This window comes from Achromobacter seleniivolatilans (assembly GCF_030864005.1).
Taxonomy (GTDB): Bacteria; Pseudomonadota; Gammaproteobacteria; order Burkholderiales; family Burkholderiaceae_B; genus Achromobacter; species Achromobacter seleniivolatilans.
Genome location: NZ_CP132976.1, coordinates 5,773,797 through 5,789,580 on the forward strand (window position 1 = coordinate 5,773,797; position 15,784 = coordinate 5,789,580).

The 15,784-nt window shown below is 63.2% G+C and carries 11 protein-coding genes; 7 read left to right on the forward strand and 4 right to left on the reverse strand.

Features of this window, described 5'->3' with window-relative positions; genetic code table 11:
* Positions 1 to 186 precede the first annotated feature (186 nt).
* Both metG and RAS12_RS26215 read right to left on the reverse strand, forming a co-directional pair.
* Complete coding sequence (metG, locus tag RAS12_RS26210) at positions 187 to 2,334, reverse strand: methionine--tRNA ligase (RefSeq protein ID WP_306951625.1); 2,148 nt, start codon at positions 2,332 to 2,334, stop codon at positions 187 to 189.
* Between the two features lie 177 nt (positions 2,335 to 2,511).
* Positions 2,512 to 2,787, reverse strand: coding sequence for a hypothetical protein (locus RAS12_RS26215; protein ID WP_306942877.1), 276 nt, complete (start codon positions 2,785 to 2,787; stop codon positions 2,512 to 2,514).
* Positions 2,788 to 2,888: 101 nt separating this feature from the next.
* Here RAS12_RS26215 and apbC point away from each other — a divergent pair, with 101 nt between their 5' ends.
* From apbC to dcd, 4 genes are all read left to right on the forward strand, one after another.
* Positions 2,889 to 3,977 carry an iron-sulfur cluster carrier protein ApbC gene (gene apbC / locus RAS12_RS26220; protein WP_306942878.1) on the forward strand — a complete coding sequence of 363 codons (1,089 nt, stop codon included), beginning with the start codon at positions 2,889 to 2,891 and terminating at the stop codon, positions 3,975 to 3,977.
* A 3-nt stretch (positions 3,978 to 3,980) separates the two neighbouring features.
* A complete protein-coding gene (locus tag RAS12_RS26225) occupies positions 3,981 to 5,870 on the forward strand; it encodes an autotransporter assembly complex protein TamA (protein ID WP_306942880.1) in 1,890 nt (629 codons plus the stop codon).
* On the forward strand, positions 5,867 to 9,628 hold the full coding sequence (locus tag RAS12_RS26230) for a translocation/assembly module TamB domain-containing protein (RefSeq protein WP_306942882.1): 3,762 nt from the start codon (positions 5,867 to 5,869) through the stop codon (positions 9,626 to 9,628). The genes RAS12_RS26225 and RAS12_RS26230 overlap by 4 nt, the downstream gene beginning before the upstream one ends.
* Before the next feature lie 111 nt (positions 9,629 to 9,739).
* Positions 9,740 to 10,303: a dCTP deaminase gene (dcd, locus tag RAS12_RS26235; protein ID WP_306942883.1), complete on the forward strand. Its 564-nt coding sequence runs from the start codon at positions 9,740 to 9,742 to the stop codon at positions 10,301 to 10,303.
* A 4-nt stretch (positions 10,304 to 10,307) separates the two neighbouring features.
* Here the strand turns inward: dcd and RAS12_RS26240 are convergent, their stop codons facing one another.
* Complete coding sequence (locus RAS12_RS26240; RefSeq protein WP_306942885.1) at positions 10,308 to 10,778, reverse strand: GNAT family N-acetyltransferase; 471 nt, start codon at positions 10,776 to 10,778, stop codon at positions 10,308 to 10,310.
* 163 nt (positions 10,779 to 10,941) lie between these two features.
* Between RAS12_RS26240 and RAS12_RS26245 the strand changes: the two genes are divergently transcribed.
* Positions 10,942 to 12,186, forward strand: coding sequence for a GGDEF domain-containing protein (locus tag RAS12_RS26245; protein ID WP_306942887.1), 1,245 nt, complete (start codon positions 10,942 to 10,944; stop codon positions 12,184 to 12,186).
* Here RAS12_RS26245 and RAS12_RS26250 read toward each other — a convergent pair whose 3' ends face one another.
* The gene (locus tag RAS12_RS26250) at positions 12,187 to 12,705 is read right to left on the reverse strand and encodes a GNAT family N-acetyltransferase (RefSeq protein WP_306942889.1); all 519 of its coding nucleotides are present in this window, start codon (positions 12,703 to 12,705) and stop codon (positions 12,187 to 12,189) included.
* 111 nt (positions 12,706 to 12,816) lie between these two features.
* Here RAS12_RS26250 and RAS12_RS26255 point away from each other — a divergent pair, with 111 nt between their 5' ends.
* Positions 12,817 to 13,269, forward strand: coding sequence for a hypothetical protein (locus RAS12_RS26255; protein ID WP_306942891.1), 453 nt, complete (start codon positions 12,817 to 12,819; stop codon positions 13,267 to 13,269).
* A 241-nt stretch (positions 13,270 to 13,510) separates the two neighbouring features.
* Positions 13,511 to 15,772 (forward strand): arginine/lysine/ornithine decarboxylase, encoded by a 2,262-nt coding sequence (locus tag RAS12_RS26260; RefSeq protein ID WP_306942893.1) that lies wholly within the window; start codon positions 13,511 to 13,513, stop codon positions 15,770 to 15,772.
* The last annotated feature ends 12 nt before the right edge of the window (positions 15,773 to 15,784 follow it).

Below are 15,784 nucleotides of genomic sequence, written 5' to 3' on the forward strand. Positions count from 1 at the left end.
CTGCCGCAGTAGGTTCTCTCGCCGATTTGCTGGCCATGCCTGGTGAGGCTGACATCAAACTCGACCTCCCGAAACGGCAGAGGCTCGCGAAAGCGGCGGACTTTGCGTAATTCGTCCCATCCATGAAAAAACGGCCAGCTCGCTGAACTCGCGAACTGGCCGTTTGGCCTGGCGGGTGTTACGCGATCAGCGCACGCGCATGCCGGGCTTGGCGCCGGGGAACGGTTCCAGCACGTAGATGCCAGCGTCCACCGATTCTTCCGCGTGGCTGGCTGCCAGCACCATGCCTTCGGAAATGCCGAACTTCATTTTGCGCGGGGCCAGATTGGCCACCATGACGGTCAGCTTGCCGATCAGGTCTTCGGGCTTATAGGCCGACTTGATGCCCGAGAACACGTTGCGGTGGCGGCCTTCGCCCACGTCCAGCGTCAGGCGCAGCAACTTGGTCGAACCTTCGACGTGCTCGCAGTTGACGATTTGCGCGATGCGCAAGTCGACACGGGCAAAGTCGTCAATCGAGATCGTTTCGGCGATGGGCTCGCCGCCGGGCACGACAACAGGGGCTGCGGGCGGCTCGAACAGGTCTTCCAGCATTTGCGGTTCTACGCGCTGCATCAGATGCTTGAACGGCGCGATGCGCTGCGGCAGCACCGAAGCGTCGGCCCACGTGAATGGAGCGTCGGCGCCGAACAGTTCTTGTGCGACGCGTTCCGCCAATTGCGGCAGCACCGGCGCCAGCATCACGGATAATGCCTTGAAGCCCGCCAGCGAGCGTGAGCAGATATCTTGCAACGCTGCCTTTTGCGCGTCGTCGGCCGTGGCGAGGCCCTTGGCCAGCACCCAGGGCTGGGCTGTATCGAACGCCTGGTTGATGCGGTCGGCGTAGGCCATGATTTCGCGGATGGCGCGGTTGTACTCGCGGGCCTCGAAGTCGGCGCGGATCGACTCGGCCTGTTGCGCGTATTCGGCGGCCAGCGCGGCCGTGTCGCCCGAATAGCCCAGCACGCCGTCAAAATGCTTGGTGATGAAGCTGGCGGCGCGGCTGGCAATATTGACGTACTTGCCGACCAGATCGCTGTTGACGCGGGCGATGAAGTCCTCGGGGTTGAAGTCCATGTCTTCGACCCGGGCGTTCAGCTTGGCGGCGATGTAGTAGCGCATCCATTCGGCATTCATGCCGACTTCCAGGTAGCGCAGCGGCGAAATGCCGGTGCCGCGGCTCTTGGACATTTTTTCACCGCTGACGGTGATGAAACCGTGCACGTTGACGGCGTCAGGCGTCTTGCGGCCGGCGAATTTCAGCATTGCGGGCCAGAACAGCGCGTGGAAGTAAACGATGTCTTTGCCGATGAAGTGCACTTGTTCGGTGGTGCCGTTGGGGTCGAGCAGGGCGTCGAAATCCAGGCCCTTGACCTCGCAGTACGACTTCAGGGACGCCAGGTAGCCGACCGGGGCATCCAGCCAGACGTAGAAGTACTTGCCCGGCGCATCCGGAATTTCAATGCCGAAGTAGGGCGCATCGCGGGAAATGTCCCAGTCGCCCAGCTTGGCTTCGCCGTCTTCGCCACCCAGCCATTCGCGGGTCTTGGCCAGCATTTCAGGTTGCAGGTGTTTAATACCAGCTGCGTTCGAGCCGGTAGTCCATTCCTGCAGGAATTCCACGCAGCGCGGATCAGACAGCTTGAAGAAGAAATGGTCCGACGACTTCAGCACGGGCGTGGCGCCAGTCAGGGCCGAGTACGGATTGATCAGCTCGGTGGGCGCATACACCGCGCCGCAGACCTCGCAGGAATCGCCGTACTGATCCTTGGCATGGCATTTGGGGCATTCGCCCTTGATGTAGCGGTCGGCCAGGAACATGCCCTTGACCGGATCGTAGAACTGCTCGACAGAGCGGGTTTCGATCAGGTTCTGGGCCTTCAGCGCGCGGTAGATGTCGTGAGACAACGCGATGTTCTCGGCGGAATCCGTGGAATGCCAGTGGTCAAACCGGATGTGAAAGCCATTCAGGTACTGCGGCCGCTCGGCCGCGTAGCGGGCAACCAGCGCCTGCGGCGTGATGCCTTCTTTTTCAGCCTTCAACATGATGGGCGCGCCGTGCGCGTCATCCGCACCCACAAAGTGCACCGTGTGGCCCGCCATTCGCATCGAACGAACCCAGATATCAGCCTGGATGTACTCCATGATGTGGCCGATGTGGAAAGATCCGTTGGCGTAGGGCAGCGCAGTGGTGACAAAAAGGGTGCGAGACATGGTCGTCAATAGAGGTTGAGGGAAAAAGGAATTTGCCGGCCATTTTAGGACAACGGCGCAGACTTGCCCGCGCCGGGCCAATAATGACGCAACCCGCCTGGCGCATGGGCGCGAATCAGGCGGGTTGAAGAGGGGGCGGGCAGTGCGCGCAGCGTACGCTTTCATGCGGCTGATGCGGCGTGGTTTGCCGTAACAGCGTGTCAAGCATTCGCCCGCCTGCGCCGCTAGCGGGGCAGGCAAGAAGCACAGCCGCCGCTATTAGCGGATTTCGCGTGCTTCGACGTCGATCACATCACCACGCGGTTGCGTAGCGAATGGGGCAGTGGCGGACTGGAACGGACCCGGGCGGACGCCTTGGCGCTGGCTCCAATAGGCGCGAACGCCGAAAGGTTTGCCGCGCACCTTGGCGACCACGTACAGGATCGCCACGGCGAGTGCCGTGGACAACATGAATACCAGCGCCATTGCCATACCGATCAAGGCCAGGGCGGCGAATAGGACGGCACGAAAGAAGCGGATAAGTGTGTTGGTCATGAAGTTGGGATGCAAAACGCAGCGAAAGGTTCCCGTGTATCCGCTATCCTTTAGGGGATGGCGGCCCGCAGAAGCCGCGCTGCCTACGGAACCATAGTGACATGAGTATAACGATAGAACATATTCGCGCTGCACTGCGCGCGGCGCAAGACCCGAATACCGGTTTGGATTTGGGCGTTTCTGTAAAAGATCGTGACATTCAGCTGGCTGGCGACCGCGTCGCGCTGACGTTGGAGCTGGGTTATCCGGCGGAAAGCGTCCGCGACCAGATCCGTGCGCTCGCGGTTGCGGCGTTGTCCCAAGCCGGCGCGGCGGACGCGCAGGTGACGGTGACGTGGAAAGTAGCGGCGCACGCCGTGCAGAAAGGCTTGAAGCCGTTGCCCAATGTGCGCAACATTATTGCAGTGGCGTCCGGCAAGGGCGGCGTAGGCAAGAGCACGACCGCCGTGAATCTGGCGCTGGCCCTGTCTGCCGAGGGCGCCAAGGTCGGTCTTCTGGATGCGGATATCTACGGGCCCAGCGTGCCGACCATGCTTGGAATTTCCGGCCGTCCGGAAAGCCTGGACAACAAAAGCATGGAACCGCTGACGGGCCATGGCCTGCAAGCCAATTCCATCGGCTTTCTGATTGATGCGGACTCCCCCGCTATCTGGCGCGGCCCGATGGTCACGCAGGCGCTGGAGCAACTGCTGCGTCAAACCAATTGGCGCGATCTGGACTACCTGATCGTCGATATGCCCCCGGGCACGGGTGATGTCGCCCTGACTCTGGCGCAAAAGGTGCCGGTTGTGGGGGCGGTCATTGTCACCACCCCGCAAGACGTGGCGCTGCTGGATGCACGCAAAGGTTTGCGCATGTTCCAGAAAGTGGACGTGCCGATTCTGGGCGTGGTTGAAAACATGGCTATCCATATCTGCTCGCAATGCGGGCACGCCGAGCACATCTTCGGCGAAGGCGGTGGCCAGCGCATGGCCGAGCAGTACCAGACCCCCTGGTTGGGCAGCCTGCCCCTGACGCTGGCGATTCGCGAGCAAACGGATGCGGGCACCCCGACCGTGGTGTCGGACGCGGGCAGCGAAGCCGCTTCGCTTTACCGCGGTATTGCCAGAAAGCTCGCAGCGGGCGTCGCGGCGCTTCCGCGCGACATGGCCGGGAAATTCCCGTCCATCGTCGTGCAGCAGCCGACCTGACGCATGCGGTGGGCTGCCCGAGCCTTCTTGGCTGGTCTTTGCGTGGTGTCGGGCGAGGCGTTGGCCAAGCGCCCGGAAATCATTGTGGACCCCGGCGGCGTGCCGCCGGCCGCCCTGCAGGCGATCACCGAGGCCGTGGATGCCATTGCGCGGCTGGCCGAAGACCAGGACGGCGGTGAAATAAACCGCCTGCGCCGGCGCGCGCGCGACGCGACGCTGGCGGCGCTTGCCACTCAAGGCTATTTTTCGCCTACGGTGACGCTGGAAGCTGGAACCGACATCGGCGGGGAAACCTGGGATATCGGCATCGTTTCCGGCAAGCGCACGACAGTCTCGTCCGTAGACCTTAAATTCACCGGCCGCATCACTCGCCCGGAGTATGCCGCGCGCATACAGAAACTGCGCGACGACTGGCAACTCAAGACAGGCCAGCCGTTCATCAATAGCGATTGGAACAAAGCCAAGTCAAACCTGCTGGACGAAGTGTCCTCGCGCGACTTCATGCTTGCGCGGATGACGGCGTCACTGGCCGACATTCAGGCCGACGCAGCCTCGGCCGCCTTGCGCGTCACCATCGATAGCGGCCCGCAGGTCCGCATGGGCGAACTGAACACCGAAGGCTTGAAGCGGGTGCCCGATAAGCTGATTCAGCGCTATGTGCGCTATTCCGTGGGCGCCGCTTACGACCAGAACCGTCTGGACACCTGGCAGCAGGACTTGCAGTCCACCGCCTTCTTTCGCGGCGCCTTTGTGTCGCTGGAGCAGCCGGGGCTGCAACAGGCCCCCGAGCCCAATGCGGACCGAGCGCGCGCGCCGGGGTCGACCGATCTGGCCGCTGCCACGCCTGCGGGCGACCCGTCTGTATCGGGCGGCGTGCCGCCGCCGCCGGCGGTCTACGATTCCGATGGCGAAGTGACCTTGCCCGTACAGGTGAGGGTGGTTGAAGCGCCGCCAAAACGGTTTACGGCCTCGTTGGGGGTGGACGACGAGGCGGGCGTACGCGTGGAATCGCTGTACCGCCAGAACGTGGTGTTTGGCCAGCCGCTCACGATGGAGACGGGTTTCAGCGTGGACCGGCTGCGCCAACGCGCCTATGCCGACTTTCTGCTGCCGCCGACCGAGCGCGGCTATAAGGATTCTTTCGGCATCCTGGCGGACCATTCCGACATTCAGGGGCTGGACGTAACGCGTTACGCGATTGGCGCGACCCGCTTGCAGGAACGCAAGGGGGCGGGCGATAGCCGGGTCGACTACGAAACCCGCTGGGGCCTGTTGCTGGCCCAGGATCACGTCAAAATCGATGGCGGCGACGAATACACCTTGCCGACACTGACCGCAACCGCCGAGTGGCTGCGCCGCGATGTGGACAACAAGTACGACCCGCGTGAGGGCAACCTGATCGCGTTGGGCGGCGGTGTGGGGGTAACGCTGGATACCGGTGAACCCTATACGCGCGCCCGGTTCCGGGCCCAGAAATGGTGGCCCATCGGCAAGCTGGATGTGTTGACGGTGCGCGGTGAAGTCGGCCGGGTATGGTCCAGCAGCAGAGTGCAAGTGCCGGACGATTTTGGTTTCCGTACTGGCGGCGCACGATCGATCCGAGGCTACAAATACCAGAGCATTGGCTTGAAACGCGACAACGCTGTCGTGGGCGCGCCCACGCTGGTGGTCGGCAGTATTGAGTACGACCACTATTTCAACGAGCGCTGGGGCATGGGCGTATTCGTGGACGCGGGGGATGCGGCCGAGTCGTTTGGCGATATGTCCCTGGCGGTGGGGTATGGCGTGGGCGCCCGGGTGCGCACACCGGCCGGCCCCTTGTTCCTGGATTTGGCCTATGGCCAGCGCGAACGCGACTTGCGCCTGCACTTTTCGTTAGGGATTGCGTTTTGAAGGCGCTGCGAAAATTTCTGCGGCAGGTCCTGGTCTGGTGGTTGCCGGGTTTGGCTATGTTGGCCGTGCTGGCGGCCGGATTTCTGTTTTGGCTGGTGGGGTCGCAAAACGGCACACGCCTATTGCTGACCACGGCGGCGCAGCAGCTCAACGGGCAAGCGCTGGACGTAAAGGGCTCAATTCTGCGGGGCGTTTCGGTCGGCAAGCTGGAGTTGGACGCGGGCGGTACGCGCATCGACATCAGTGATTTGCACCTGGATGTGCATTGGCGCGCGCTGGGCGACCGGTTGCTGCACGTGCGCGACCTGTCGGCCAGTTCGGTTCATGTGACGCTGGCGCCAAGCTCCGAGCCGTCTGCGGCGCAGGAAGACAGCGCGCCATTCACGCTGCCGTCCTTGCCTGTGGACATCGCCGTGGATCGTCTGGCGCTGGGTGAATTCCAGCTCGTGCAAGACGGCCAGCCCTTGCCCGTGACGCTAGGCAATTTGAACGCGACCTTCGCGGCGGGTAAACAAAGCGCGCAACTGCGCATAGCGAGCCTGCGTGTAGGTCATGAGATCGGGCAGGCGGATGTATCCGGTCAGGCCGAACTGCAAGGCATGGCGGACCCCTGGCCATTCGCTGCGCGTCTGGACGTGACCGCGCGTGGCGCGGGTCCGGAGTCTCCGCTGTGCCAGGCCGAAAAGCTGAGTGGTGTTTTTGATCCCCGGGCAACGGCGGGGGCCAAGACGGCCGATATCAAGACTGACGCCAAAGTCGAACCCAAAGCGGGCGCCGGCAAGGCCGACAAGGGCGTAGCCAATAAGAACGGCAAAAGCGCGTCTGGACCCAATTCTGGCGTAGTTGCCGACCCGAAATCCGCAGCCAACGCCAAGGCGCGTCCACCAGAGCTGGCCGGACCGCCTGCGCCCGCCTGCCAGGTAGTGCTGCGGGCAGATGCGGCCGGTTCTATGGAAGGCATTCAGGCCAAGCTGGATGGTTCGGGCTCTGGAATGTTGCTAGACGTGGTTGCCGACCTGGCGCCGCGCACGGCGCTGGTGCTGCGCAGCGCGCGGGCTCAGGCGCAACTGCCCGACAAGTCCACCCTGACCGCGCAGTTCGATCTGCAATCCGACACCGCGCAGGGCAAGGGACGCGACCGCATCGTGGGCTCGTTCAGCGGCCAGCGCCTGGATCTGGCGCCGTGGTTAGGCGATGCCATTCCGCCGGCCGTGCTGACCGTACGCGGCGACCTGCAAGCCGATATCGAGAATTTGAGTCAACTACGCCATGCGGCCGTGGACCTGCGTTTTGAAGAGGGCACGCGTTGGAATAAGCAGCCGTTGACCGGCGGGCTGAAAGCCCAGGTGGACATCGCCGCGCCAGATGCAGCGGCGCCTGCGGTACCGGCGGCCGCCGCGCCCGATCCCTTGGCCGGACTGCGTATCCATGGGCTGGCGGTGGATTTGAAATTGGGCCGCAACCGGGTACAGGCCCAAGGCGAACTGGATGCGGCAGACGGCAAGCTGACGCTGGACGCCCAAGCGCCTCAGCTGGACGCGTTTTGGCCTGGAATTCCAGGCGGTGCGGACTTAAAAGGCAAGTTCGGCGGCACGATGGCCGCGCATCGCGGCGACGTAACCGCCAGCTATACCCCGGCCAAACCGCGTGCCGGTGTGCTGGGCGAAGCCCCCGCTAAAGCCAATATTGTTTTCGCGGGTGGCTGGGGCGTTGGCCCGGCAGGCCAGCCCGACGCGGCTCTGGCGGGCTGGCGCGGCGCGTTCTCGCGTCTGACGGCGGACACCGCCGGGTTTACCGTAGCGGCGGACCGGCCGGTCACCTTGGCCTTTCTGCCATCAGCCGTGGCGCCGCAATGGCAATGGCAGGTCGGCCAGACCTCCCTAAGTCTTACCCTGCCCGGCAAGGAGCGCCTGACCGTGGCCCACAAGGGCTCACGCGGCGGCGGCAAGCGCTGGGAAACCGCTGGCCAGGCAGACAATCTGGTCATTACGGCTGCGATGGCGCGCCAGGTAATCGGTGCCGTGGACCCCGAAGCGGCCGCCAAACTAGGCAAAGGCCCCAGCCGCGTGAACGCCATGATTCCGGAAGGGCAGCGCCGTATTGCGCTGGATGTGCTGTGGGATCTGACCTTTGACGGCCGGCTGGCGGGCAAGGCACGCGTTTCCCGGCGTGATGGCGACCTGCTGATTCCAGGCGACCCTCCCATCCCGCTGGGCGTGAAGGCGCTGGTGCTGGACGTGACGGCCACGCCTAGCGCCGCCAATGCCAGCAGGTTGGATGCCAAGATCAATCTGGCCACCAACACGATGGGCACCGTCAATGCGTCGGCCACAGCGATCTTGCTGGTCGATGCCAAAGGCGGCATGTCGCTGGATTCGCGTCAGCCCTTGCGCGCCAAGCTGGACGCCGACGTCGCCGACCTGGCGTGGGTCAGCCTGTTCGTGGGCGATTCGATGGAAGTCGGCGGCACACTGAAAGCCAATCTGGAAGCGCAGGGAACGCTTGCTGGGAAATGGTCCGCCAGCGGCAATATCCGGGGCGACAAGCTGCGCGTTGTGCGTATTGACGACGGGGTGCGTCTGATCGACGGCACTCTGTCCGCGCGCCTGGACGGCGATAAGCTGGTGCTGGACAGCCTGCGTTTTCCGGCGACGCTGCGGGTCATGCCCGCCGAATGGCGCACCAAGGAATGGATCACGACCAATCCGGAGGCCAAGGGCGGGTACGCCGAGGCCAAGGGCCAGTGGAACATCATGGAAGGCGGCGGCAACATCCGCCTGGTCTTGTACCGTTTCCCGGCCTTGCAGCGCTCGGACCGCTACGCCATGGTGTCCGGCACTATCGACCTGAAGGCAGCCATGCCCCGGATCGATATCGTGGGCGACCTGAAAGCCGACGCGGGCTGGTTCAGCCTGGAGATCCTGCAAGGGGTGCCGTCGCTGGATGACGATGTGCGCGTGGTGCGGGCGGGGCAGGACCCCACTGCCGTCTCCACACCGCTGCAAACCAGCATGAACCTGAAATTCGACATGGGTCCGCGCTTCTACATCACCGGCATGGGCTTGGACGCCGGGCTGCTGGGCTCCATTCAAATTCTGCTGAATGACGGCCGGCTGACAGGCGTGGGCGCGCTGCGTACGCGGGGCGGGGGGATTGAAGCCTATGGCCAGAAACTGCGCCTGAGCCGCGGCACGCTGACCTTCCAGGGTCGTTTGGATAACCCGCTTCTGGATATCGAAGCCTTGCGCACCGGCGAACAGGTCGAGGCGGGCGTCAAGGTCGTGGGCACGGCCCAGCGCCCGCGGATCGATCTGGTGTCTTACCCAGACGTCAGCGACGTGGAAAAGCTGTCCTGGCTGCTGCTGGGCCGCGGGCCGGATGAAAGCGGCAGCGACGCCGCCTTGCTGGTGTCCGTTGGCACGGCGCTGCTGGGGGGCGGGCAGCCGTTCTACAAGCAGTTCGGCCTGGATGACGTCAGCGTGCGCACCGGCAATATCGGCAGTTCCGGCAGCATCCTGCCTGACCGCACGGTGGCAGGCGACATCAACCGGGACAGCGACAGCCAGCTCGCAACCCAGTTCTTGGTGGCCAGCAAGTCGTTTGCCAATGGCATTACGCTCAGCGTCGAGCAGGCGCTGGCTGGCAGCGACACTGTCGGGCGGGCCAGTTACCGGCTGGCGCGAGGGCTGTCGGTCGACCTGAAGGGCGGCTCGGTCAACGGCATTGCGCTGGTGTACCGGACGTTCTGGGGGAACTGATTTACGGCGGGCCGGCGGGGCGGGACAAACCCGTCCTGCCGCCTCTGCGGGCAGGGTCACCGCGCTCGGGATAAAATGAAGTCCATTTCATCCCCTAGCACCATTCCCACCATGAGCATCAAAAGCGACCGCTGGATCCGCCGCCAGGCCGAAACCGGCATGATCGACCCCTTTGAACCGGGCCAGGTCCGCACTGCCAATGGCGGGCGTATTGTCAGCTATGGCACCAGCAGCTACGGCTATGACGTGCGCTGCGCCGACGAATTCAAGATTTTCACGAACATCAATTCCACCATCGTCGATCCCAAGAATTTCGACGAAGGCTCGTTCGTGGACTTCAAGGGCGATGTCTGCATCATTCCGCCGAATTCGTTCGCTCTGGCCCGCACGGTTGAATACTTCCGTATTCCGCGCAGCGTGCTGACCATCTGCCTGGGCAAAAGCACTTACGCCCGTTGCGGCATCATCGTCAACGTGACCCCGCTTGAACCCGAATGGGAAGGCCACGTTACGCTGGAATTCTCGAACACCACGCCGCTGCCGGCCAAAATCTATGCGGGCGAAGGCTGCGCGCAGATGCTGTTCCTGGAAAGCGACGAAGTGTGCGAGACCTCGTACGCCGACCGCGGCGGCAAGTATCAAGGGCAACGCGGCGTCACGCTGCCGCGCACCTGATCCGTCATTCTGCGCGCAGTGGCGCGCGCAGATACTCGATATCCCATTCGCTTTCACTGGTCTGCACAAATCCGTGCCGCCGGTAGAAGCGGTTGGAATCGCTGTTTCGCAGCGCGCCCACGCGCACGTGCAGCCCTCGGCTGTCGGCGTCTTGCAAAATGTGCCGCAGGACTTGTCCGCCCAGTCCCAACCCCTGGGCCGCGGGCACGATATACAAATGGTCCAGCCTCAAGTCCTGGCCATCCGGGCGCAGGGCGTAGAACCCCACGCATTGGCCGTTTTGGTTGATCGCCCAGGTACGCTCCGGCTCAAAGGTCTTTTGCAGGCGCGAACGCGCCCGCTCCGGGTCAAATCGGCCCAGCCGTTCCAGGCTTTCTCGCATGGCTGCTATCCGTATCGCCAAGAGCGATTCGAAGTCAGCGGCTGACACCGGCCGGTACTGCACCGGCACATCAATATTGACCTGGATCTGCATGGGGTCTTTCCTTTGGGACCAGTTGGGAAACATATCATGGCCCTGACGCCTTGCACGGTAAGGGCCGCCGCGCTAAAGAACCCCCCGCCGCGTCCGTAAAAAGGATATATATGTTTGCCGATTTGGCGACGTCATCTCTGCAAGCGGAGCAAGGCCCCGACCCGTGCGTTACCCCCATATTCCCTGGCTGCCCCTGTTGTTCTATCCCGCGCTGCCGGTGGCCGCCGCGGTGGGCCTGCTGTTGTGGCGCGAATGGCCGCCGGCGCTGACGCTGATCGTCCCGTTCGTGCCATGGGTCATGGCCCTGATCGGGGCGGCCATCTGCCTGATGTACCAACGCTCGCAGACGATGGCGCTCATGCTGTGCGTGCTGGTTGCCACGGCGGTCTGGCCGACGCTGGCGCGGCAGGCGCCCTGGGCGCTGGGCCCGGCGCTGGCCTGGTGGTCGCTGATTTACACCATCAACGCGCTGTGGTCCGAGCGATCCAGCATGTTGCTGGACATGGCCGCGCGCATCGCGCTGATGGCAGCGGGCGCGGCGGTCATCGCGCTGATTGGCAAAGAAGGGTTGATAGACGTATTTGGCACGCTGGCCTTGCAGGGCAAGCTGGCGCGCCTGGGTGTGCCTGTTGAAGCGCTGGTCGCGCTGCTGGCGACCGGTTTGACGCTGACTCTGCTGCTGTTGCGCTATGGACGCCCGCAGCAGGCAGGCCAGTGGCTGGGCTTCGTCTGCATGGCGTGGGCCTTGCCGCGCGGCGCGGAGCATCCCATCGAATTGGCGTTGATGTCCGCTGCGGCATTGACGGCGCTGTGTATCTCTCTGGCGCATGAAGGCTTCCACATGGCGTTTCGCGATGAGCTGACCGGGTTGCCGGGCCGGCGCGCGCTGAACGAACGCTTGCAGCGCATGGGCCGGGTTTATACGCTGGCAATGGCCGACGTGGACCATTTCAAGGTGTTCAACGACACGCATGGCCACGATGTGGGCGATCAGGTATTGCGCATGGTCGCATCGCAGCTGCGGCGCGTGCCGGGCGGTGGCCACGCTTACCGCTACGGCGGAGAAGAGTTCACGCTGATTTTTCCTGGCAAAACGGCAGCCGAAAGCATGCCGCACCTGGAAAGCGTCAGGCGGGCCATCGAGGCCTATCAAATGCGTCTGCGGGACAAGCCTGCCCGGCCCAAGGCCGATCAGGTCGGACAACGCCGGCGTGGCGGCGCACGTGGCGGGCGCAGTTCGCGGCCGCTGCGCGTGACGGTCAGCATCGGGGTGGCCGAGCGCGGCGACGCCTTGCGCGCGCCGGATGCAGTGATCAAGGCCGCCGATCAGGCGCTATACAAGGCCAAGGACAGCGGCCGCAATCAGGTGTGCGCGTATGGCGCTCGCCGGCGCTCGGGCGGCAACTGACTATTTTCCGGTCAGCGCCAGGGCCATCAGGGTTTCATCGTAGAGTTCACCGTTGACGCAAAGGGCTTCGATTTCCCGGCCGTACTCGGCAAACCCCAGACTGGCATAAAGCGTGGCGGCCGCCATGTTGTTGGACGTTACGCTCAACTGCACCTGACGGATGCCACGCATGGTCTGCGCGTGCGCGATCGCCGCGTGCATCAGCAAGCGGCCCAGCCCTTGGCCGCGTCCTGCCGGCGCCACATACATGCTCCAAATATGCGCCTTGTGGCGCATCTTCAGCTTGCGCTGGCGGCCCACGCCCACCATGCCGGCCAGTGTGCCGTTTGTGAATACGCCAAACATTGCGCCGTCATCCAGTGGCGCAATCCAGCCCCGGATGTCTTCCAGTGTCAGCGTGTGTTCCTCTTCGTAACTTGATCCGAACGATTCGGGGGTTTCTACCAACGCATCCAGGCGCAATTGACGCAGGGACGCGGCGTCCAGGGCGGTCAGACGTCTGACAAGGTTGTTGGGCATGTTCGGCAAGTGTTGGGAATACGGCACGGTTCGGGAAGTTTGGGCAGTATAGGGGGAGGGCTGCCTATAATGGATTCATTGCCGCTTGCGGTTTTCACAAAGGAGCCACTGATGTTCGGTTTCCTCAAGATAAACCAGGACGCCAAGCGCGACGAAGTTCAAGACGAATTCGTGGCGCGTGTGGCGGACGCCGCGCAAGACTTTGTACAGGCAGCCGGTTCCACCGGCGCCGTGCTGGACTACTCCCTGTCCAGCGTCCACGCGTTGGATGACGCGCTGGAGGCCGCCCATCTCGGGACGTTGCCGCTTACTCCCATGCAAACCGTTGGCGCTGCCGCCTATCTCTACGAGGTCGGCCGCCGCGCGCATGGCGGGCTGTACGAGGTTTGCGACGACGAAGATCCGGTTGTGCTGGTCTGCGGCGAACCAGGCGCCGAGGTGTGTTTTGGCGCTATCGCCAAGGTCGAACGGCGCATCCGCTACGGGTCCGCTGAGGCCATTCCGGCCTACTTCGAGCTCTTCACCTCCGCCTTGCAGACCGGCGAGGCCCAGACCATCCGCTAGGTTTGCTCCCCGTCGCGGCCGCTGTCTCTGTGCTGAAAGCCCCGGCTTTTGGCGTGATGACAACGGCTGTGCCCGCCTTTTCGGGGATTTCCCGTAGGACTGTAAGAAAAACGGCCCTACAATTCGGCCATTCCCGCCGCCCGGCGGGTGCTCGCGCCGTCTGTCATCGGACGGTTTTTTACTCGCAGTACACTCGCGCCGCTATACGCGTCCGTTTCGCCTTGCCCCCAGGAGCGCCTGCATGAAATTTCGCTTCCCCATTTTCATCATCGACGAGGACTACCGTTCAGAGAACGCGTCCGGTTTGGGTATTCGTGCCTTATCAGCTGCGATCGAGGCCGAGGGCGTCGAGGTGATCGGGGTGACCAGTTATGGCGACCTGAGTTCGTTTGCGCAACAGCAAAGCCGCGCCAGCGCCTTCATCCTGTCGATTGACGATGAAGAGTTCGACGTGGACTCGCCCGAGGACGTGGCCAGCGCGATCAAGAACCTGCGCATGTTCATCGGCGAACTGCGCTTTCGCAACGCTGACATCCCCATCTATCTGTACGGCGAAACGCGCACATCGGAGCACATTCCGAACGACATCCTGCGTGAACTGCACGGCTTCATCCACATGTTCGAGGACACCCCCGAATTCGTGGCGCGCCATATCATCCGCGAAGCCCGCAGCTATGTGGACTCGTTGCCGCCGCCGTTCTTCCGCGAGCTGGTCAAGTATGCGCAAGACGGTTCGTACTCGTGGCACTGCCCGGGCCATTCCGGTGGCGTGGCGTTCCTGAAGAGCCCCGTGGGCCGCATGTTCCACCAGTTCTTCGGTGAAAACATGCTGCGCGCTGACGTCTGCAACGCCGTGGACGAACTGGGCCAGTTGCTGGACCATACCGGCCCCATCGCCGAGTCCGAATTGAATGCCGCCCGCATTTTTCATGCGGATCACTGCTACTTCGTGACCAACGGCACCTCGACCTCGAACAAGGTCGTGTGGCATGCCAACGTGGCCGCCGGCGACGTGGTTGTGGTGGACCGTAACTGCCACAAATCGATTCTGCACGCGATTACGATGACGGGCGCGATCCCGGTGTTTCTGCGCCCCACGCGCAACCACCTGGGCATCATCGGCCCGATCCCGCTGGAAGAGTTCCACCCGGACAACATCCGCAAGAAGATCGAAGCCAACCCCTTCGCGCGCGAAGCCGTGAACAAGAATCCGCGCATTCTGACGTTGACGCAAAGCACGTACGACGGCGTCATCTACAACGTGGAAATGATCAAGGCGCAGCTTGGCAGCTATGTCGATACGCTGCACTTTGACGAAGCCTGGCTGCCGCACGCCTCGTTCCACGAGTACTACCAGGACATGCACGCCATTGGCGTTGACCGCCCGCGCAGCCAGGACGCGATGGTGTTCGCGACCCACTCGACGCACAAGCTGCTGGCTGGCATTTCGCAAGCCTCGCAGATCATTGTGCAAGAGTCCGAGACCCGCAAGCTGGACCGCAACGTCTTCAACGAAGCGTATCTGATGCACACGTCCACGTCCCCGCAGTACGCGATCATCGCGTCTTGCGACGTGGCCGCTGCCATGATGGAGCCGCCCGGAGGCACCGCGCTGGTCGAGGAAAGCATACGCGAAGCCCTGGATTTCCGCCGCGCCATGCGCAAGGTGGAGTCCGAGTTCGGCAAGAACGACTGGTGGTTCAAGGTCTGGGGCCCGAACCGTCTGGTGTCCGAAGGCATCGGCAACCGCGACGAATGGATTCTGGAATCCAACGACCATTGGCATGGATTCGGCGAAATGGCCGAAGGCTTCAACATGCTGGACCCGATCAAGGCTACGGTGATTACGCCGGGGCTGGATATGTCGGGCAGCTTTGGCGAAACCGGTATCCCGGCCGCGCTGGTCTCCAAGTACCTGACCGAGCACGGCGTTGTCGTCGAGAAGACCGGCCTGTATTCGTTCTTCATCCTGTTCACCATCGGCATCACCAAGGGCCGCTGGAACACGTTGTTGACCGCCTTGCAGCAATTCAAGGACGACTACGACCGCAACCAGCCGCTGTGGCGCATCTTGCCGGACTTTTGCAAGATACATCGCCGATACGAGCGCATGGGCCTGCGTGATCTCTGCCAAGAGATCCACGAAGCCTACCGCTCGCGTGACGTGGCCCGCCTGACCACCGAGATGTACTTGAGCGACATGGTGCCGGCGTTGAAGCCGTCGGACGCCTTTGCCCGCATGGCGCACCGCGAGGTCGAGCGCGTTGATATCGACAAGCTGGAAGGCCGAGTGACCGGTGTGCTGCTGACGCCGTATCCCCCGGGCATTCCGCTCCTGATCCCGGGCGAACGCTTTAACCGCACCATCGTGCAGTACCTGCAATTTGCCCGCGAATTCAACGAACGCTTCCCAGGCTTCGAAACCTATATTCACGGCCTGGCCGACGAATTGGGTCCGGATGGCGAGAAGCGCTACTACGTTGATTGCCTGATCGAAGACTGATCCCTGGCGGGT

Excerpts from the sequence above, each read along its gene's own strand:
- RAS12_RS26215 (WP_306942877.1), bottom strand. The coding sequence starts at position 2,787 with ATGACCAACACACTTATCCGCTTCTTTCGTGCCGTCCTATTCGCCGCC.
- apbC (WP_306942878.1), top strand. The coding sequence starts at position 2,889 with ATGAGTATAACGATAGAACATATTCGCGCTGCACTGCGCGCGGCGCAA.
- RAS12_RS26225 (WP_306942880.1), top strand. The coding sequence starts at position 3,981 with ATGCGGTGGGCTGCCCGAGCCTTCTTGGCTGGTCTTTGCGTGGTGTCG.
- dcd (WP_306942883.1), top strand. The coding sequence starts at position 9,740 with ATGAGCATCAAAAGCGACCGCTGGATCCGCCGCCAGGCCGAAACCGGC.
- RAS12_RS26240 (WP_306942885.1), bottom strand. The coding sequence starts at position 10,778 with ATGCAGATCCAGGTCAATATTGATGTGCCGGTGCAGTACCGGCCGGTG.
- RAS12_RS26250 (WP_306942889.1), bottom strand. The coding sequence starts at position 12,705 with ATGCCCAACAACCTTGTCAGACGTCTGACCGCCCTGGACGCCGCGTCC.
- RAS12_RS26255 (WP_306942891.1), top strand. The coding sequence starts at position 12,817 with ATGTTCGGTTTCCTCAAGATAAACCAGGACGCCAAGCGCGACGAAGTT.
- RAS12_RS26260 (WP_306942893.1), top strand. The coding sequence starts at position 13,511 with ATGAAATTTCGCTTCCCCATTTTCATCATCGACGAGGACTACCGTTCA.